Annotated in this window: 20 protein-coding genes; 11 read left to right on the top strand and 9 right to left on the bottom strand. The window is 66.5% G+C overall.

The window, feature by feature from the left end; genetic code table 11:
• Positions 1-603 (bottom strand): hypothetical protein, encoded by a 603-nt coding sequence (locus ACP7B7_RS08505; RefSeq protein ID WP_426076372.1) that lies wholly within the window; start codon positions 601-603, stop codon positions 1-3.
• A gap of 89 nt (positions 604-692) precedes the next feature.
• Entirely contained in the window at positions 693-2,087 is a 1,395-nt protein-coding gene (locus ACP7B7_RS08500; protein WP_426076371.1) for a PLP-dependent aminotransferase family protein, read from the bottom strand.
• 445 nt (positions 2,088-2,532) lie between these two features.
• Here ACP7B7_RS08500 and ACP7B7_RS08495 point away from each other — a divergent pair, with 445 nt between their 5' ends.
• Genes ACP7B7_RS08495 through ACP7B7_RS08465 form a run of 7 tightly spaced genes read left to right on the top strand, consistent with a single transcriptional unit; the run spans position 2,533 to position 8,247 of the window.
• Complete coding sequence (locus ACP7B7_RS08495) at positions 2,533-3,015, top strand: MSMEG_0572/Sll0783 family nitrogen starvation response protein (protein WP_308920679.1); 483 nt, start codon at positions 2,533-2,535, stop codon at positions 3,013-3,015.
• A 15-nt stretch (positions 3,016-3,030) separates the two neighbouring features.
• On the top strand, positions 3,031-4,011 hold the full coding sequence (locus ACP7B7_RS08490; protein WP_426076370.1) for a Nit6803 family nitrilase: 981 nt from the start codon (positions 3,031-3,033) through the stop codon (positions 4,009-4,011).
• Complete coding sequence (locus ACP7B7_RS08485; protein WP_426076369.1) at positions 4,008-5,126, top strand: MSMEG_0568 family radical SAM protein; 1,119 nt, start codon at positions 4,008-4,010, stop codon at positions 5,124-5,126. Before ACP7B7_RS08490 ends, ACP7B7_RS08485 begins: the two co-directional genes overlap by 4 nt.
• Entirely contained in the window at positions 5,123-5,650 is a 528-nt protein-coding gene (locus ACP7B7_RS08480; RefSeq protein WP_426076368.1) for an MSMEG_0567/Sll0786 family nitrogen starvation N-acetyltransferase, read from the top strand. Before ACP7B7_RS08485 ends, ACP7B7_RS08480 begins: the two co-directional genes overlap by 4 nt.
• Positions 5,647-6,675, top strand: coding sequence for a sll0787 family AIR synthase-like protein (locus ACP7B7_RS08475; RefSeq protein ID WP_426076367.1), 1,029 nt, complete (start codon positions 5,647-5,649; stop codon positions 6,673-6,675). Before ACP7B7_RS08480 ends, ACP7B7_RS08475 begins: the two co-directional genes overlap by 4 nt.
• The gene (locus ACP7B7_RS08470) at positions 6,668-6,955 is read left to right on the top strand and encodes an MSMEG_0570 family nitrogen starvation response protein (protein ID WP_426076366.1); all 288 of its coding nucleotides are present in this window, start codon (positions 6,668-6,670) and stop codon (positions 6,953-6,955) included. Before ACP7B7_RS08475 ends, ACP7B7_RS08470 begins: the two co-directional genes overlap by 8 nt.
• 20 nt (positions 6,956-6,975) lie before the next feature.
• On the top strand, positions 6,976-8,247 hold the full coding sequence (locus ACP7B7_RS08465; protein WP_426076365.1) for an MSMEG_0569 family flavin-dependent oxidoreductase: 1,272 nt from the start codon (positions 6,976-6,978) through the stop codon (positions 8,245-8,247).
• Positions 8,248-8,283: 36 nt separating this feature from the next.
• Here ACP7B7_RS08465 and ACP7B7_RS08460 read toward each other — a convergent pair whose 3' ends face one another.
• A complete protein-coding gene (locus tag ACP7B7_RS08460; RefSeq protein ID WP_426076364.1) occupies positions 8,284-8,769 on the bottom strand; it encodes a hypothetical protein in 486 nt (161 codons plus the stop codon).
• Positions 8,770-8,877: 108 nt separating this feature from the next.
• Positions 8,878-9,462, bottom strand: coding sequence for a TetR/AcrR family transcriptional regulator (locus tag ACP7B7_RS08455; RefSeq protein ID WP_426076363.1), 585 nt, complete (start codon positions 9,460-9,462; stop codon positions 8,878-8,880).
• A 409-nt stretch (positions 9,463-9,871) separates the two neighbouring features.
• Between ACP7B7_RS08455 and ACP7B7_RS08450 the strand changes: the two genes are divergently transcribed.
• Positions 9,872-10,861 (top strand): GlxA family transcriptional regulator, encoded by a 990-nt coding sequence (locus ACP7B7_RS08450; RefSeq protein ID WP_426076362.1) that lies wholly within the window; start codon positions 9,872-9,874, stop codon positions 10,859-10,861.
• A gap of 13 nt (positions 10,862-10,874) precedes the next feature.
• On the opposite strand, the gene ACP7B7_RS08445 is transcribed toward ACP7B7_RS08450, so the two are convergent.
• From ACP7B7_RS08445 to ACP7B7_RS08435, 3 genes are all read right to left on the bottom strand, one after another.
• Positions 10,875-11,627, bottom strand: a complete 753-nt coding sequence (locus ACP7B7_RS08445; RefSeq protein ID WP_426076361.1) for an SDR family oxidoreductase — start codon at positions 11,625-11,627, stop codon at positions 10,875-10,877.
• Between the two features lie 47 nt (positions 11,628-11,674).
• Positions 11,675-12,154: a carboxymuconolactone decarboxylase family protein gene (locus ACP7B7_RS08440; RefSeq protein WP_426076360.1), complete on the bottom strand. Its 480-nt coding sequence runs from the start codon at positions 12,152-12,154 to the stop codon at positions 11,675-11,677.
• 202 nt (positions 12,155-12,356) lie between these two features.
• The gene (locus tag ACP7B7_RS08435) at positions 12,357-13,373 is read right to left on the bottom strand and encodes a LysR family transcriptional regulator (protein ID WP_426076359.1); all 1,017 of its coding nucleotides are present in this window, start codon (positions 13,371-13,373) and stop codon (positions 12,357-12,359) included.
• 290 nt (positions 13,374-13,663) lie between these two features.
• Here ACP7B7_RS08435 and ACP7B7_RS08430 point away from each other — a divergent pair, with 290 nt between their 5' ends.
• Complete coding sequence (locus ACP7B7_RS08430) at positions 13,664-14,086, top strand: cupin domain-containing protein (RefSeq protein WP_308920692.1); 423 nt, start codon at positions 13,664-13,666, stop codon at positions 14,084-14,086.
• Between the two features lie 78 nt (positions 14,087-14,164).
• Here the strand turns inward: ACP7B7_RS08430 and ACP7B7_RS08425 are convergent, their stop codons facing one another.
• Together ACP7B7_RS08425 and ACP7B7_RS08420 are read right to left on the bottom strand one after the other, a co-directional pair.
• Entirely contained in the window at positions 14,165-15,529 is a 1,365-nt protein-coding gene (locus ACP7B7_RS08425) for a UDP-glucose dehydrogenase family protein (protein WP_426076358.1), read from the bottom strand.
• 59 nt (positions 15,530-15,588) lie between these two features.
• Positions 15,589-16,143, bottom strand: a complete 555-nt coding sequence (locus ACP7B7_RS08420; protein WP_426076357.1) for a helix-turn-helix domain-containing protein — start codon at positions 16,141-16,143, stop codon at positions 15,589-15,591.
• Positions 16,144-16,194: 51 nt separating this feature from the next.
• Here ACP7B7_RS08420 and ACP7B7_RS08415 point away from each other — a divergent pair, with 51 nt between their 5' ends.
• Both ACP7B7_RS08415 and ACP7B7_RS08410 read left to right on the top strand, forming a co-directional pair.
• Positions 16,195-17,106 (top strand): DMT family transporter, encoded by a 912-nt coding sequence (locus tag ACP7B7_RS08415; protein ID WP_308920695.1) that lies wholly within the window; start codon positions 16,195-16,197, stop codon positions 17,104-17,106.
• An 82-nt stretch (positions 17,107-17,188) separates the two neighbouring features.
• The gene (locus ACP7B7_RS08410) at positions 17,189-17,740 is read left to right on the top strand and encodes a flavodoxin family protein (RefSeq protein WP_308920696.1); all 552 of its coding nucleotides are present in this window, start codon (positions 17,189-17,191) and stop codon (positions 17,738-17,740) included.
• Positions 17,741-17,872: the final 132 nt, after the last annotated feature.

Genomic DNA, 17,872 nt, shown 5'->3' with positions numbered 1-17,872 from the left:
TCAGTCGTCGAAGCCGCCACCACCGTGGCACCATTCCGCCGGCAGCTTCTCGTTCGAGAGGGCGGCGCTGATGGCATCGATATGCTTGGCCACCACCTCGATATCGCCGTCCTTGAGCAGCTTTTCCGCCAGCTTCACCGCGAATGCCCCGGCCCGGTCGAGGAAGCTGGTATAGGATTTCAGGCGTGTGCAAACCACCCGCATCTCCTCGGCATCTTTTGACTTCGCGATATTTTCCTTGAGCTTGCAGAAGTCTTCCGCCGCCACCGCCTGCCCCGATTCGCCGGCCAGTTTGGCAATCGCCACGTAAGCCCATGCCCGCAGCGTGATATGCATGCGGATATCAAAGGCGACAAAGGCTTTCATGTCCTTGTAGCCGGCATCCTGCACCGCCTTTTCCAGGCGTGCCAGGCAAGGCCCGCACGTCAGCAGCGACATCGCCTGGTCGTCGCTCTTGAGCTTTTCCAGTTCCGGCGCCGCGGCGGCAAAATGATCGTAGGCCTTGATATAGCGCGCCACGTCTTCGTCGGTCAGGGCGCTGGAAAAAGCACCGCAGGCGGCCAGCAGCAGTGGCAGGCAAATCAGGAGGAGGAGTTTTTTCATTTCTTTATAATAACAAAGTGGCGGGCAGCTTGCGCAAATGCCATCCTGTCAGCCATATCGTCTCATGCCGATCTGTTTGAAGCGCCCGGCTACAGCACCGCCGGCTGCGCCAAGGGCGGGTGCTTCAACGCGTCGGCGATGCGCTGCAGCGCCTGGCCGATTTCCTGCTGGCTGGCGATGCCGCCGATGCACACCCGGATCGCCTGCGGCGCCGCGCCGTCCACGGCGAAGGCGTCGCTGGGCACCACGCCGATGCCGGTGGCCCGCAGATGCGCGGTCAGCGCCAGGCGGTCCCACTGCGGCGGCAAGTTGATCCACAGATGAAAACCCTCGGGGTGAGCCAGGTAGCTGCCTGGGGGCAGGATGCGCGCCGCCAGCCGTTGCCGGGCCATCGATTCCTTGCGGATCGCGTTGAGCGCGAGGTCGGCGATGCCGTCCCTGATCCAGCGCGTGGCCAGCGCCGCCGTGAATGGCGCGGCCATCACGGCGGTGGCGCGCAGGGCGGCGGCCACCCGCGCCGCGCTCACGTCGTCCGGCGCGGCCACGTACGCCAGGCGCAGGCCGGCGCCCACGCACTTGGCCAGCCCCGCCACATGATAGGTGATGTCAGGGCCGCTGGCGGCCAGCGGCGGCGGCCCGTTGCGCGGCAGGAAACCATAGGCGTCGTCCTCGATGATCGGCACGCCGTAATTGCGGGCCACCTGCACCAGCGCCTGGCGCCGCTGCGCCGACATGGTGGCCGTGGTCGGATTGAGCAGGGTGGGATTGCAATACAGCGCGCGCGGGGCATACTGCGCGCAGGCCGCCGCAAACGCCAGTGCATCGATGCCTTCGCCGTCCATCGGCAGGCCCACCAGCCGCAGGTTCATCAGGCCGGCCAGCGCGCGCAGGCCGGGGTAGGTGAGCGCCTCGCAGCACACCACCGAACCCGGCGGCGCGATGGTGCTCAGTATCGCCAGCAGCGCCGCCTGCGCGCCGGGCACCACCAGCAGGCGTTCCGGCGCGATCGCCAGGCCGCGCCGCCGCAGCCACAGCGCGCCGGCCTCGCGGTCCGCCACCGAGCCGCCAAAATCCTGGTAGCGCAGCAGGCCGGGCATGTCGGCGCCGATGTCGGCCAGGCTGGTGCGCATCAGCGCCAGCAGCTCCGGCGTAAACGGTTCCGGCGGCATGTTCATCGACAGGTCGACCTGCGGCCGCGCCGCCACCGCGCGCGGGATCGCCAGCGCGCGCTTGCCGCAGACAAACGTGCCGCGGCCGACGGTGGAGTCGACCAGCCCGCGCTTGTGCGCCTCGGCGTAGGCGCGCGCGACGGTGGTGAAGTCGATGCCCAGCGCCTCGGCCAGCGTGCGCTGGGCCGGCAGGCGCTGTTCCGCCACCAGGCGGCCGATGGCGATGTCGGCGCCGATGGCGTCGGCGATCAGCAGGTAGACGGGGCCTTGGCCCTTTTTCAGCTTGGGCAGCCAGGCGGCGGCGTTTTTCGGCACGATAAATCCAGTCAATATCCAGGTGGGGTAGACGATTGTATGCAGATTCCATGCCGGGTCCGGCCGCTCCACATACGGGCGCCAGCACTGGCAAACGCGGCTGCGCGCCCGTTCGCCGTGCCGCGCCGCGCACCAGCGTGAGGCGGCCGGCGCGCGGCACGCCCGCTTTTGATGCGCACCTGTTCTGCAGGGAGAAATCGGCCGCCGGCGATTGACTGCATGGTTTGAATGGAGCCGGTGTTTCGGCGTGAAAGAGGGCGCCGCGGCGGTGCCGGAACGGCCCTGTGGCGTGGCGCCGAAAATCCCCGATTGACTGGATTTCGATCCAGTCAAACAGCGGGTCAGCAGCCCCGCCATGGCATGGCGCATGCATGCAATCCGGGGGCAACGCGACGCCGCCGGCGCCGCGCCAGCGCCCCCTCAACCAACCAGAAGAGAGATCACCATGCCAGCCATCGACCACAAGCCACACGCCAAGGGCGACTATTTTGTTGACTACGAAGAGAAGGTCTTCGAAGACGTGAAAGCCCTGCCCGGAGAGAAGGCGCTGGTCACCTTCCACACCGTGGCCTTCGAAGGATCGATCGGTTTCGTCAATCTGCTGCAGGCCACGCGCCTGCTGCGCAAGGGCTACGAAACGTCGGTGCTGCTATACGGTCCCGGCGTCACGCTGGGCCTGCAGCGCGGCTTTCCCACCCTGGGCGACGAAGCGTTCCCCGGTCATATGAACCACAACAACCAGCTGGTGAAGTTCATGGCCGAAGGCGGCAAGGTGTATGCCTGCCGCTTCGCGCTGCAGGCGCTGTACGGCCATGGCGAGCCGTCGCTGATCGAGGGCATCCGCGCCATCGCGCCGCAGGACGTGCTGGACATCAAGCTGCTGCACCTGCGCGCCAACGCGGTCATCATCGACACCTGGACCGTGTAAGCGGAGCGGGCGGCCATGACGACGACCAAGAAGATGGTAAGGGCGGCGGCGGTGCAGATCGCGCCGGACCTCGAGAGCGCCGACGGCACGCTGGCCAAGGTGCTGCAGGCGATTGCCGACGCGGCGCGCCAAGGCGCCGAACTGGTGGTGTTCCCCGAGACGTTCGTGCCCTACTACCCGTACTTTTCGTTCGTGCGGCCGCCCTTCCAGGCCGGCGCCGAACACCTGCTGCTGTATGAGCGCGCGCCGACCGTGCCGGGGCCGGTCACCGACGCGGTGGCGGGGGCCGCGCGCGAACATGGCGTGGTGGTGGTGCTCGGCGTGAACGAGCGCGATCATGGCAGCCTGTATAACACCCAGCTGGTGTTCGACGCCAACGGCGAGCTGGTGCTCAAGCGCCGCAAGATCACGCCGACCTATCACGAGCGCATGATCTGGGGGCAGGGCGACGCCAGCGGCTTGAAGGTGGTCGATACCGCCGTCGGCCGGCTGGGGGCGCTGGCCTGCTGGGAGCACTACAACCCGCTGGCGCGCTACGCCTTGATGGCGCAGCACGAGCAGATCCACTGCGCGCAGTTCCCCGGTTCCATGGTCGGCCAGATTTTCGCCGACCAGATGGAGGTGACGATACGCCACCATGCGCTCGAATCGGCCTGCTTCGTGGTCAACGCCACCGGCTGGCTGACCGACCAGCAGATCGCGGCCATCACGCCGGAACCGGCCGTGCAAAAAGCGCTGCGCGGCGGCTGCTGCACCACCATCGTCTCGCCGGAAGGCGTGCTGCTGGCCGAACCGCTGCGTGCCGGCGAGGGCATCGTGATCGCCGACCTCGACATGGCGCTGATCACCAAGCGCAAGCGGATGATGGACTCGGTCGGCCATTACGCGCGTCCTGAATTACTGAGCCTGATGATGGACGGCCGCGCCGCCACTCCGGTGCATGCCGCCGCCGATCACGTCGTATATCCAACCACACCGAGGGAGCCATCCGCATGAATACCTTCAATGCCGATCTGCCGGCGCAGCAGCTGATCACCGAACTGCAGTCGCTGGGCATGCGCCTGGCGGACCCCGGCCAGGGCGCGCCCAGCCGGCGCGGCGGTGCCGGCCCGTCCGACCACAAGGCGGTGATCGTCGACGGCACCACCGTCATGATCCCGGTGCATACCGGCAGCGCCTTCAATTCGCCCTACCTGGCGGCCGCGCCCGGCGCCGACGGCCGCAGCGCCATCCTGCGCGATGGCCGCACGGTGGGCATCATCGCGTTTCCGCGCCAGCCGCGCTTTTACAAGATGCAGACGCTCGACGGCGTGCCGTATTCGCATATCGCCACGCTGCACGGCAAGGACGTGCTGGCCACCACGGTGCTGCAAAGCTGCATCCGCTACGAGAGCCGGCGCAAGTCGTGCCAGTTCTGCTCGATCGGGCAGTCGCTGGCGGCCGGCCGCACCATCCTGCGCAAGACGCCGGAGCAACTGGCCGAGGTGGCCCGCGCGGCCGTGCTGCTGGACAACGTGAAGCACATGGTGATGACCACCGGCACGCCCAACGCCACCGACCGTGGCGCCGCCATCCTGTGCGAGAGTGCGTTCGCCGTCAAGTCGGCGGTGGCCTTGCCGATCCAGGGCCAGTGCGAGCCACCGGACGACGACGCCTGGTTCGCGCGCATGCGCGACGCCGGCATCGACGCGCTGGGCATGCACCTGGAAGCGGTCACGCCGGCCGTGCGGGCCCGCATCATGCCGGGCAAGGCCAGCGTGCCGCTCGAGCGCTACTTCGACGCGTTCGCGCGCGCGGTGGAGGTGTTCGGCCGGGGCCAGGTCAGCACCTACATCCTGGCCGGCCTGGGCGACACGCCCGAGGCGATCCTGCGCTGCTGCGAGCGGCTGATCGCCGCCGGCGTGTACCCGTTCGTGGTGCCGTTCGTGCCGATCGCCGGCACGCCGCTGGAAGACCATCCCGCGCCGTCCGCCGCCATGATGCGCGCGCTGCTGGCGCCGCTGGGGGACATGCTGGGCGCGGCCGGCATGCATTCGGGCGAGATCAAGGCCGGTTGCGGGCGTTGCGGCGCGTGCTCGTCGCTGTCCACGTTTGAAAGGAAACCATCATGAGCACGTTCGCCTTGCCGGAAGCGCCAACGCTGGCGGCGCGCATCAAGCTGGCCACCCTGCCCGCCGAACAGGCGGCCGCGCGCGCCTTGCGGCGGCAGGTGTTCTGCCTTGAACAGGGGCTGTTCGACGGCGACGACACGGACGCCATCGACGGCACCGCCATCACGCTGGTGGCCGTGGATGCCGACCACGCGGTGATCGGCACGGTGCGCATCCACCATGCCGGCGACGGTGTGTGGTGGGGCTCGCGCCTGGCCGTGGCCAGGGTGGCGCGGCGCCAGGCGGCGGTCGGCAGCGGCTTGATCAGGCTGGCCGTGGGCGCCGCCCGGTCGTTCGGCTGCACCAGCTTCCTGGCTCACGTGCAGCAGCAGAACGTGGCCATGTTCCGCCAGCTGCACTGGCAGGAACTGGCCGACGTGGTGCTGCACGGCCGGGCGCACAGCCTGATGCGCGCCGGCCTGGCGGCATATCCGGCGATCCATGACGGCGAAACGGGCTTTATCTGCACGCGGGGTGGCGCATGAATGCCGAACTGGCAAGGCTGACGGCCCTGCTGCGGGCGGCGCCCGGCGTCAAGCACAAGCGCGATATCGCCCGCGTGGTGCGCACCCTGGCTGGTGGCGATGACACTGCAGTCGCCCGGGGCGGCGCCTGGGCGGCGCCGGTCGGCGACGACTGCGCCGCCATCCCCGACGGCGACGGCTACCTGCTGCTGGCGATCGAAGGCTTCGTCAACGAATTCGTCGCCAGGGAGCCCTGGTTCGCCGGCTACTGCGGCGTGATGGTGAACGTGAGCGACATCTATGCCATGGGTGGCCGGCCGCTGGCCATCGTCGACGCCCTGTGGAGCCGCGACGGCGACGCCGCCCAGCCGCTGCTCGACGGCCTGGCCTGCGCCGCCGCCGTGTACGACGTGCCTATCGTCGGTGGCCACAGCAACCGCCGCAGCGACCGCGAACAGTTGTCGGTGGCGATCACGGGCCGGGCCAGCCGCCTGCTGACCAGCTTTGACGCCCGCCCCGGCGAAAACCTGGTAGTGGCCTGTGACCTGCGCGGCCGCTACCAGGAACCCTGGGACTACTGGAACGCCAGCCTGGGCGCGCCGGCCGAACGGCTGCGCGCCGACCTCGAACTGCTGCCGATGATTGCGGAAGACGGCTTGTGCCGCGCCGCCAAGGACATCAGCATGGCCGGCGTGGTGGGCACCGCGCTGATGCTGCTCGAGTGTTCCGGCATCGGCGCCACCATCGACCTGGCGGCCATCCCGCGCCCTCCCGGCGTGGCGCTGGAGCGCTGGCTGGCCACCTTCCCCAGCTACGGTTTTATCCTCAGCGTGGCCGACGCCGACCTGGCGCCGGTGCTGGCGCGCTTTGCCTGCCGTGAGCTGGCGTGCGCCGTGATCGGCCGCACCGACAGCGGGCGACGCGTCCACCTGCGCCACGGCAGTGCGCCCGGCAGCGCGCTGCTGTGGGACTTTGCCGAAGAAGACCTGACCGGCTGCGCGCCGGCGGTGCTGCGGCCATCATCGAAGGAGCAGCAGCATGCCTGAAGTGCGCTTTACCGTGCGCTGGCCCGACGCCAGCGTCAGCGACTGCTATTCGCCATCGACCGTGATCCACGAATTTCTCGCCGCCGGCGCCAGCTACCCGGTGGCCGATTTCATGCAGCGCTGCCGTACCGCGCTGCAGCTGGCCAGCGACCGTGTGCGCCTGAAATACGGCTACGCCTGTTCCTCGGCGCTGGACCAGCTCGAGCGCCTGGAGGCGCGCGCCGCCGTCCTGCCACTTGATCCCACCGCCATCGTGACCATCGTCGCGATGCGGCCTTGACCCCCAACCGGAGCTTTGCCATGCCACGCGAACCACACCACCAACACGTCGAAGTGCTCATCATCGGCGGCGGCCAGGCCGGCCTGTCGCTGAGCTACCTGCTCAAGCAGCAGGGGCTGTCGCACCTGATCCTGGAAAAGAACCGGCTGGGCCACGCCTGGCGCAGCGAGCGCTGGGACAGCTTCTGCCTGGTCACGCCCAACTGGCAATGCACGCTGCCCGGCTTTCCCTACCAGGGCGACGATCCCGACTGCTTCATGGTCAAGGACCAGATCGTCGACTATATCGACGCCTATATCGCCGCGTTCGGGCCGCCGGCGCTTGAAGGCGTGGCGGTGACCGGCGTGCGCCGCGACGCCGCTGGCGGCTGGCTGGTGCAGACCGGCGCCGGCGCGTATCACGCGGCGCAGGTGGTGATCGCCGTCGGCGGCTATCACACGCCGATCGTGCCGGCCGATGCCGCGCGGCTGCCGGCCGGCGTACTGCAGCTGCATTCGTCCGACTACGTCAACCCCGAGCAACTGCCGCCGGGCGAGGTGCTGGTGGTGGGCACCGGCCAGTCGGGCTGCCAGATCGCCGAGGACCTGCACCTGGCCGGGCGCCGCGTGCACCTGTGCGTGGGCGACGCCCCGCGCGTGGCGCGCCGCTACCGGGGGCAGGACGTGGTCAAGTGGCTCGACGAGATGGCCTATTACGATTTGCCGGTGGACCAACACCCGCTGGGCGCCGGCGTGCGCGACAAGACCAACCATTATGTGACCGGGCGCGACGGCGGGCGCGACATCGACCTGCGCAAGTTCGCGCTGGAAGGCATGCAGCTGTATGGCCGCTACCTGTCGCTGGACGATGGCGTGGCCCGCTTCGGCGACGACCTGGTGCGCAACCTGGACGGCGCCGACGCCGTGTACCGCAAGATCAACGCCAGCATCGACCAGCATATCGCCGCCCACGCCATCGATGCCCCGCTCGAGGCACCGTATGCGCCGCTGTGGCAACCCGGGCGGGACGCGCCCGCCACGCTCGATATGGGCACCGTCAGCGCCGTGGTGTGGTGCATCGGTTTTCGCACCGACTTCAGCTGGGTCGACGCGCCGATCTTCGACCAGCGCGGCTATCCCGGCCATGACCGCGGCGTGACGGCCGAACCGGGACTGTATTTCCTCGGCCTGCCGTGGCAATACACCTGGGGCTCGGGCCGGTTCTCGGGCATTGCCCGCGACGCCGCGCATCTGCTCGAACATATCGTGCGCCACGCGCAGGCGTCGTCTCAGGTGGAGGCCGCATCGCGCTAGGCTAGCGCTCCGGCATGACCGGCAGGCGCATTTTTCTCAGTGGCCTGGTTTTCCCCGTCTGCGCAAGGCGATGAGTTGAACCGTCAGCCCGACCAGCAGCATGACAGCCAGGCTGGCCAGCGATCCGAGCAGGAGCGGAGACTTTGGGTCCGTGACAAACGGATGGCCGTCCGGCACCCGGCGCAGCGTTTCGCTGACGCTGGGCACCATCAGCAGGAACACGGTAAGACTCAGGCAGACCGTTTCGATATAGCTGCTCGCGCGCCCCGCGAAAGAGCGATACGCCATGGCGTAGCCAGTCAGCAATAGCAGGATGGTGGCGATAGCAATGCCATGGCTGGCGGCTTGGTGCGCGACAAGAAATACCGTGACCGCGCCGATCAGCATCGAGATAAAGTAAGCGATACCTGCGCCATTGCGCGGCGTGATGCGGCCATGCCGTACCAGCATGTACAGGGCCAGCGGGATGGCAGGCAGGCTGCCCAGGGTGTGTATCCAGCCCAGCGGTGAGATTCCAAACATGATGCTTCCTTTCGGTGAGTGCAGGCTCCCATTGCGCCCAAGGGCTGGCGGGAGCTGTTAAACAACCCTACTAGTTGGTAGGGAGTTGGATAAAAAAAACGCCGTCGATCAGCGTTTTGCCGCCATGCGTTCGAGTTGCGGCTGCATGATGGTGACAAACATCTGCGCGTCACCGTAGGCGCGGGCGGACAGCATCGCGCCATGCACCGTGGCCATGAAGGCCTCCGCTTCGACCTGCACGGTGTAGCGCAGGGAAATGACACCCTGCTGCAGGCCGCGTTCCAGTATCGACGCTATCTGGCCGGACAGGAAGCGGAAATGCGCCCGCACCGCCAGCGCCACTTCGCCCGGCAAGGCGGGCAGTTCGCTGGCCAGCAGGGCGCAAACACAGAAGGGCGCGCTCGCATCGCTCAGGCACGTGCTCCAATATTGTATGTAGGCACGCAACTGGTCGAGTGGATCGGCGATGGCCGATTGCAGGCCCTCGAAGCCGGCTTCGGCTTCCTGGCGATACCGCGCCAGCAATGCTGTCACCAGATCGACCTTGGTCGGAAAATGGTGATGGATGCTGGGCTTGCGTATGCCGACCACGCTGGCGATATCGGCATAGCTGAAGCCGTTATAGCCGCCGCCAACAATCAGTTTGCGCGTGCATGCCAGGATCAGGTCAGCAGTATCGGAAAGTTTGTTCATGTGTGGTAGCCTACCTTCTAGTAGGTCTGATGTCAAGCGCTTCTGACCGCCGTCTGATCATGAGCCTTTTCAATCTCGGCGCCATTGGTGCCGCGAAGCCACCATGCTGAAGCCCTGGGCGGGGCTACCGCCCGGCGTGCGCCTTGCCTGGACTGGGATCGAGCGGCGACTGTCGTCACCATCCACCCAGGGAGCGGGGCATGAGCACCGTCGTCGTCGGGTCCATGGTCGATAACGATGGAGACATGCAATGAAGCGTGCCCTAGGCTGCACCAGCAGCGGCTGCGCGCGGGCATGGCCATCTCCACCGTGCTGGCGTAAGGCGGGTATCGGGGGGCGGACGGCCCGCCTTGATATATACTGCGTGCCAAGTAACAATGTTGCATTCTTCCTGCCGGCGCCGCCACCCATGCCCACTTCCCGTTTGCCTCCGCTGGTCCTGTTCGTCGCTTTTTCGCGCATGGGGCTGCTTGACCTGACCGGGCCGCAGACCGTGTTCTGGGCCGCGGCCAAACGCATGCCCGAGCGCGGGCTGCTGGCGTACGAACGCCAGACCGTCAGCCTGCATGGCGGCCCCGTTGAAACGGTGGAGGGCGTGATCATCCACACGCTGCCATTTTCCGCTTTCGCCGGACGCGCCATCGATACCATCGTGGTGCCGGGCGCGCCCGAGATCGTGCTGGTGCTGGAGGAATCCGCCGAGACGGTGGCGTGGGTGCACCAGGCGTCCGCGCTGGCGCGCCGCACGGCCTCGGTGTGCACCGGCGCCTTCGTGCTGGCCCAGGCCGGCCTGCTGCAGGGGCGCCGCGTGGCCACGCACTGGGCCATGACCGACCTGCTGGAAACGCGCTATCCGGAACTCGATGTCGACCGGGAAGCGATCTTCGTGCGCCAGCCGCCGATCTGGACCTCGGCCGGCGTCACCGCCGGCATCGACCTGGCGCTGGCGCTGGTGGAAGAGGATTGCGGACGCCATGTCGCGATGGAGGTGGCGCGCGAACTGGTGGTGTTCATGAAGCGCCCGGCCGGCCAGGCGCAGCACAGCGAATTGCTGCAGGCGCAAAGCAAGGATGGCGCGGCGTTCGACGACCTGCATGCCTGGCTGTCGGACAATCTGCACGACAGCGACATCAGCGTCGACTCGCTGGCCGGACGGGCCAGCATGAGTCCGCGCAATTTCTCGCGGGTCTACAAGGAAAAGACCGGCCAAGCGCCGGCCAAGGCGGTGGAACTGTTCCGCGTCGAGGCGGCGCGGCGCCTGCTGGAACACTCCGAAAACAACCTGGACCAGGTTGCCCGGCAGTGCGGCTTCGGCGATGAAGCGCGCATGCGCGTCACCTTCATGCGCAACCTGGGCGTCACGCCTTCCGACTACCGCAAGCGGTTTATTGCGCCCTGACGGGCCGTCCTCCTTATCTGGCGGCCTGTGCCTGCAGCCAGGTGTCGACCTTGACCGTGCCCAGGCGGGCATCTGCGCCGGGGATCAGGGTGTCGTCCTGCAATTGCGCGCCGAAGTAGGGCGCCTGCCTGTCGGCGACGACCGTGCGCGTATCCTGCTTGAACGTCAGATAATGCTGGACCAGGTCCGACAGGCGCGTCTTTTCCGGGCCGGCGATTTCCACCACGCCGTTGACCGGCTGGCCCAGCGTGTAGTCGGCCATCGCCGCCGCCACGTCGTCCGATGAAATCGCCTGGATATACGCTGGCGACAGCGCGATCGTGTCGCCGGCGCCCGCCGAGGCCGCAATGCCGCCCAAAAATTCGAAGAACTGCGTCGAGTGCACGATGGTGTACGGCAGGCCCGACTCGCGGATCAGTTTTTCCTGCGCGATCTTGCCGCGGAAATAGCCGCTTTCGGCCAGGCGGTCGGTGCCGACCACCGACAGCGCCACATGATGCTTGACGCCGGCCCTGGCGGCGGCGCCCAGCAGCTTGTGCCCGGACGTGGTAAAGAAGTCGAGCACGGCGTCGTCGGCGAAGGACGGCGAATTGGCCACATCCACCACGATGTCGGTGCCGGCCAGCGCGGCGTCCAGGCCTTCGCCGGTCAGCGTGTTGACGCCCGAATTGGGCGAAGCGGCAATCGCTTCGTGGCCGCGCTCGCGCAGGATGTTGACCAGCTTGCTACCGATCAGGCCGGTGCCGCCGATAATGACTATTTTCATGATGTGCTTTCGTGTGGTGGATGGGGAGGCGGGTGGACCGGTGAAACTCAGGCCAGGTTGGCCTTGTCGAGGCCGAAGGCTTTGTCGTAGGAACCGGGCACCACCTTGAAGGCGATGTTGACGCGGTTCCACGCGTTGATCGTCATGATCTCGAACGTCAGGTCGGACACTTCTTTCTCCGACAGCTGGGTGCGGACACGTTCGTACAGCTCGTCCGGCACGCCCAGCGGCGCCAGCGTGGTCAGCGCCTCGGTCCAGGCCAGCGCCGCCCGTTCACGCGGGATGAACAGGGTCGATTCGCGCCAGGCGGCCAGGTGATGCAGGCGCAGCGGGCGCTCGCCGTGGATGGTGGCCTGCTTGATGTGCATGTCCACGCAGAAGCCGCAGCCGTTGATCTGCGAGGCGCGGATCGCCACCAGGTCGAGGATGCTGGCCTCGATCGCACCGTCATGGATCAGGCCATTGAATTCGACCAGTTTCTTGAACAGGGCAGGGGATTGTTGCATGTAGTCGAGGCGCATGGTCATGGTAATACTCCGTCAGTCGGGCGGGGCCCGTTCCCAGTACGGCTGGGTCCGATTGCGAATATCGCGTCACGCAAAACAGTGTAGGAGCTGGGCCTCGCTGGCGGTAGAGCTGCGCCGGGACGCAGCATGGTGCCTCACATGCACCAATCAGCGCGCCAGGCGCACCCCGGCCAGCACCAGGACAAGGCCGGCGCCAGCCTGTTCATGCGGCGCTCCGCAGTTGCGCGCCCGGCACGGCCGACAGGCAGTGCAGGTCGAGCTGGCGCACGTGCTGCGTCATGTAGTCGACAAACACGCGGATGCGCAGCGGCAGATGGTGGCGGCTCAGGTAGCAAAGGTAGTGGCCGCGGTCGTCCGGCGCGTAGTGCGCCAGGCACGGCACCAGGCGCCCGGCCCGCAGGTGCTCGCAGATCTGGTAGCCGGCCATTTGCGCGATGCCTTCGCCATCGAGCACCGACTGCAGCACCAGGTCGGCATCGTTGAAGCAGTGCGCGCCTTTAGGTTGCACCTTGCGGATGGCGCCATCGACCTTGAATTCCCACTTGAAAACGCGGCCCGAGGCGAAACGGAAATTGATGCAGGCATGTCCGGCCAGCGCGTCGATGCTGTCCGGCAGGCCGTGCGTACGCGCGTATTCGGGCGAGGCGCACAGCAGCATCTGCATCGGAATCAGCTGTTTGGCGACCACCTGGCTGTCGTCCATGCGGCCATTGCGAAATGCCACGTCGATGCGGTCGGAAATGAAATCGGTGGCGCGGTCGTCGAGCACCAGGTCGAGCCCGATGTCGGGAAATTGCGCGTGAAAGCCGCGCAGCAGCGGCGCGACCACCTTGCGGCCGAAGCCGACGGTGGCTGAAATGCGCAGCTGGCCGCGCGGCGTGCCGCTGCGCAGTTCGCGCATCTCTTCCACCGACTGCACGATGCGGTCGACGCCGGGCCGGCAGTTTTCATAAAACAGTTCGCCCTCGGCGGTCAGGGTGGTGCTGCGCGTGGTGCGCAGGAACAGCCGCGTATCGAGCTGGGTTTCAAGCTTTTGCACGCTGCGGCTGACGGCGGAGCGGCCGATGCCCAGCCGCTCCGCCGCCTTGGCAAAACTGCCTTCATGGACCACCGCGATAAAGGCCACCACGCCGGCGTAGGTGGTGGCAAAGCTCGATGCGAGGGCGTCGTTGCGGTCGCGGGCGAGGCTGGCCAGGCTCATGCTGCGGGCGTGGGACATACATTCCTTTCAGTGCAGAAGCAGACTGAATGGTAGTGATGCCCACGGCGTGCGGCAATGACAAATAAGCCGCTTTTTAGGCCAAGGCGCGGCCGGCCCGCCAGGTGAACCTGCGGGAGTGATCAGCGCCGGTACAGACCATGCCACGCCCGCGCGCCGGCGATTGGTGTTTTGACGGCAACAGCATGCGGCCCGCCGGGGGCATGGCGCCGGCGCCGGGCGCTGCCTAGACTGGGTGAGTTGCGCTTGCCGCGCTGTTTATCCCCAAATGTCCCCCGAAGGAGATTGCCATGTTCCGTCTTGCCCCACTATCCCGCGCCCTCGGCGTCCTCGTTGTTGCCGCCGGCTGCATGCAGGCGCCTGCCCACGCCGGCGCCACCGACCCGGTCGTCAAGGAATTGATGACCAAGGCCATGTCCGACCTGCCGGGCAAGGAAGTGCTGATGATCACGGTCGACTACCCGCCGGGCGGTTTTGACCCGGTCCATCGCCACGACGCGCACGGGTTCATCTATGTGCTCGAAGGGTCTATCGTGATGGGCGTGAAGGGCGGCAAGGAGCAAACGCTGCTGCCAGGCCAGACTTTTTATGAAGGCCCGCAAGACCTGCATACGGTCGGCCGCAACGCGAGCAAGACCAAACCCGCCAAGTTCCTGGTGTTCCTGGTCAAGGAGAAAAACAAGCCGGCCGTGATCCCGGTCGGGCAGCACTGAAGCGCCAGCCCGCCAGCTGGACCAGCGCGGTCGACTTCTTTTGCCGCAGCCCAGCGCAGCACGACGACCAGCTGGATATTAGCGGGTCAGCACCGAGCGGCCGATGCCGTGGTATTCGATGCCATACAGGGCCATGCTGTCCGGTTCGTAGAGGTTGCGGCCGTCAAAGATCACCGGCTGCTTCAAGCGCTTTTTGATCAGTTCGAAGTCGGGGCTGCGGAACGCTTTCCACTCGGTCACGATCACCAGTGCGTCGGCATCGACCAGGGCGTCGGACGGGCTGTCGGCATAGCGGACGTTCGCCAGTTGCGCCGGCGCCAGGTCCAGCGTCAGCACGCGCTGCGCCTCCGCCATCGCCACCGGGTCATACACGGCCACCGAGGCGCCGCGCGACAACAAATCGGCCAGCAGCACGCGTGCCGACGCTTCGCGCATGTCGTCCGTGTTCGGCTTGAAGGCCAGGCCCCAGATGGCGAAGTGGCGCCCGGCCAGGTCATTGCCGAAGCGTGTGATCACCTTGCCGCCCAGAATGTGTTTTTGCCTGTCGTTCACGGCTTCGACGGCGCGCAATATCAGCAGTTCCTGGCCGTGGCCGCGCGCCGTGCGTTCCAGCGCCTGCACGTCTTTCGGGAAGCACGAACCGCCATAGCCGCAGCCGGCGTACAAAAAGCTGTAGCCGATGCGCGGATCGGAACCGACGCCACGGCGCACCGCTTCGATATCGACGCCGACCTTGTCGGCCAGGTTGGCCAGTTCATTCATGAACGAAATGCGCGTGGCCAGCATGGCGTTGGCGGCGTATTTGGTGAACTCGGCCGAGCGCACGTCCATCCAGTAGGTACGTTCGCGGTTGCGGTTGAACGGCGCATACAGGCGGCGCAGCAGGTCGCGCGCGCGCTCGCCTTCCGGTGTCGTATCGACACCGATCACGATGCGGTCGGGCCGCATGAAGTCTTCGACGGCCGCGCCTTCTTTCAAAAATTCCGGGTTCGAGGCCACCGAGAAGGTGGCATAGGTGGCGCGCAGGTCCAGTTCGGCCTGGATGGCGGCGCGCACTTTTTCGGCCGTGCCGACCGGCACCGTCGACTTGTCGACGATGACCTTGTATTCGTTCATGTACTTGCCGATGCCGCGCGCGGCGGCCAGCACGTATTGCAGGTCGGCCGAGCCGTCCTCGTCGGGCGGTGTGCCGACGGCGATAAACTGCAGCACGCCGTGATGGGCGGCCGCTTCCACGTCGGTGGAAAAGGTCAGGCGGCCGGCGACGCGGTTGCGCGACACGACCTCTTCCAGGCCAGGTTCATGGATGGGGATGCCGCCGTTGTTGAGCAGTTCGACTTTTTTCGCGTCGAGATCGAGGCAAAAGACGTCATTGCCCAGCTCAGCCAGGCAGGCGCCCGTGACGAGGCCGACATAGCCGGTGCCGATAATGGTGATTTTCATAGTTATGCCACAAAAGTGTTTCGCTCATGCTAGCGAACAAAGATGAAGCAGGAATGAAGTCAGCTGATCACGTTGCGCACGAAGTGCAGCGGCTGCGTGCCCAGGTTGACATAGGCATAGGCCTGGGCGCTGCCGAATACCACGAAGTCGCCGGCGCCGATGGTGCGGGGGATTTCCGTCTCCAGCGTCAGTTCGCCGCTCACCACCCAGATCATTTCGCTGAAGCCGGACCCGTCGGGGAGGGCGTCGTAGCGCTCGCCCGGCGCCAGCGTCCAGCGCCACAGTTCCACCTGCCGGCTGGCCGGGGCCGCGCCCAGCAGTACCGCGCTGCTGGCGCCGCTGTCGCTGGTCCAGATCAGCGTCTGCAGGCGCTCGTCGGCTGACTGCGGCGGACGCACCAGATCGACAAAGGTGACGCCCAGCGCGGCCGCCACATGGTCGAGGTTGGACAGGCTGATATTGGTCTGGCCCGATTCGACGCCATTGATCATGCGGCGGCTGAGTCCGGCAAGCCGGGCCAGCGCCTCCTGGCTCAGGCCCGCCTGCCCGCGCAGGCGGCGCAGATTGAGGGCGACATGTTCGAGGACGTTGCCGGTGGCAGGTTGACTGTGCAATATATTGCGCATATGATGATGGGAAGTATTTTGCTCATAGCTTACCTTCTCATGTCCATGCACACAAGCTCCTTACCTGTTAGCGCGACTGGCCGCGGCTTTGGCCGTGCCGAACTGGCGCTGATCGCCGTCACCGTGATCTGGGGCGCCACCTTCCTGGTGGTGCACAATGCCGTGGCCGTCAGCGGCCCGTTCGCCTTTGTCGGCACGCGTTTCGCGATTGCCGCCCTGATCGGCGCCTGCCTGTGCCATCGCCAGCTGCGCGGCCTGACGCGCGCCGAATTGCTGGCCGGCGCCATCATCGGCGCCACCATCTATGCCGGCTACTCGCTGCAGACCTCCGGGCTGGTATATGTCAACAGCAGCAAGTCGGCCTTTATCACCGCCTTCTACGTGCCGCTGGTGCCGCTGTTCCAGTGGCTGTTCCTGCGCAAGCGCCAGCATCCGATGGCGTGGCTGGCGGTGGCGGTGGCGTTTCTCGGACTGCTCCTGCTGGCCGGTCCCGAAGGCGTGGCCGGCGGCGTGGGCAGGGGCGAGGTGCTGACGGCGCTCGGCGCGGTGGCGATTGCCGGCGAGATCATCGTCATCAGCCGCGTGGCGCCGCAGCTGAGCACGGCGCGCGTCACCATCGTGCAGCTGGCCGTGGCCTCGCTGTGCGCGCTGGCGACCATGCCGCTGGTGGGCGAGCACTGGCCGGCGTTTTCCTGGGTATTCGTGCTGAGCGCGCTGGCGATGGGCGCGGCCAGCACCTTGATCCAGTATGTGATGAACTGGGCGCAAAAGCGCATTTCCGCCACCAAGGCGACCCTGATCTACGCGGGCGAGCCGGTATGGGCGGGCCTGGTGGGCCGGCTGGCGGGCGAGCAGCTGCCCGTGCTGGCGCTGCTGGGCGCCGTGCTGATCGTGGCCGCCAGCATCCTCGGCGAATGGCGGCCGGGGCGCAAGGCGGCTGGAGCAGGGTGATGGGGTACTTACCTTTTGGTGCGTACTTATCAAGCGGCCTGGCATCCTCTACACTGGGGTTCCTCTTTACAGCGAGAATCTCATGACGAAAACCGTGGTTGTCTATCATTCCGGCTATGGCCATACCAAACGCGTTGCCGAATACGTCAGCGAAGGCGCGGCAGGCGAATTGCTGGCCATCGATGCGGAAGGCAATTTGCCCGAGGGTGGCTGGGAAAAACTCGAAGCAGCCGACGCCATCATCTTCGGCGCGCCGACCTACATGGGCAGCCCGAGCTGGCAGTTCAAGAAATTTGCCGACGCCACCTCCAAGGCCTGGTTCACCCGCGCCTGGCAGGACAAGGTGTTCGGCGGCTTTACCAATAGCGCCAGCTTCAATGGCGACAAGGCCGTTTCCCTGATTTCGATGCAGACCCTGGCGTCGCAGCATGGCGGCATCTGGGTCAGCCTGGGCCTGTCGCCATCGAACAGCAAGGCGGCGCAACGCACTGACCTGAACAACCTGGGCGGCTCGGTTGGCCTGCTGGTGCAATCGCCCTCGGACGCCAGCGTCGAAGAAATCCCGCAGGGCGACCTCGATACGGCCAAGTCCTACGGCCAGCGCGTGGCGCGGGTGGCGGCGCGGCTGGGGTAAGTTACGACTGTGCTGTCGCAAGCACTTTTCTCAGTGGACTGATTTTTCCCTTCTGCCGATACAGCCATGAAAATGGTGGCCAGCAGCAAGCTGTCACAGCAAAGTCGATGACGATAGTTTTTTGAGCGCCAT

The organism is Janthinobacterium sp. PSPC3-1 (assembly GCF_049896105.1).
Taxonomy (GTDB): domain Bacteria; phylum Pseudomonadota; class Gammaproteobacteria; order Burkholderiales; family Burkholderiaceae_D; genus Janthinobacterium.
Note: the sequence above shows the minus strand (reverse complement) of the source record. Positions and strands in the feature narration are given on the sequence as shown.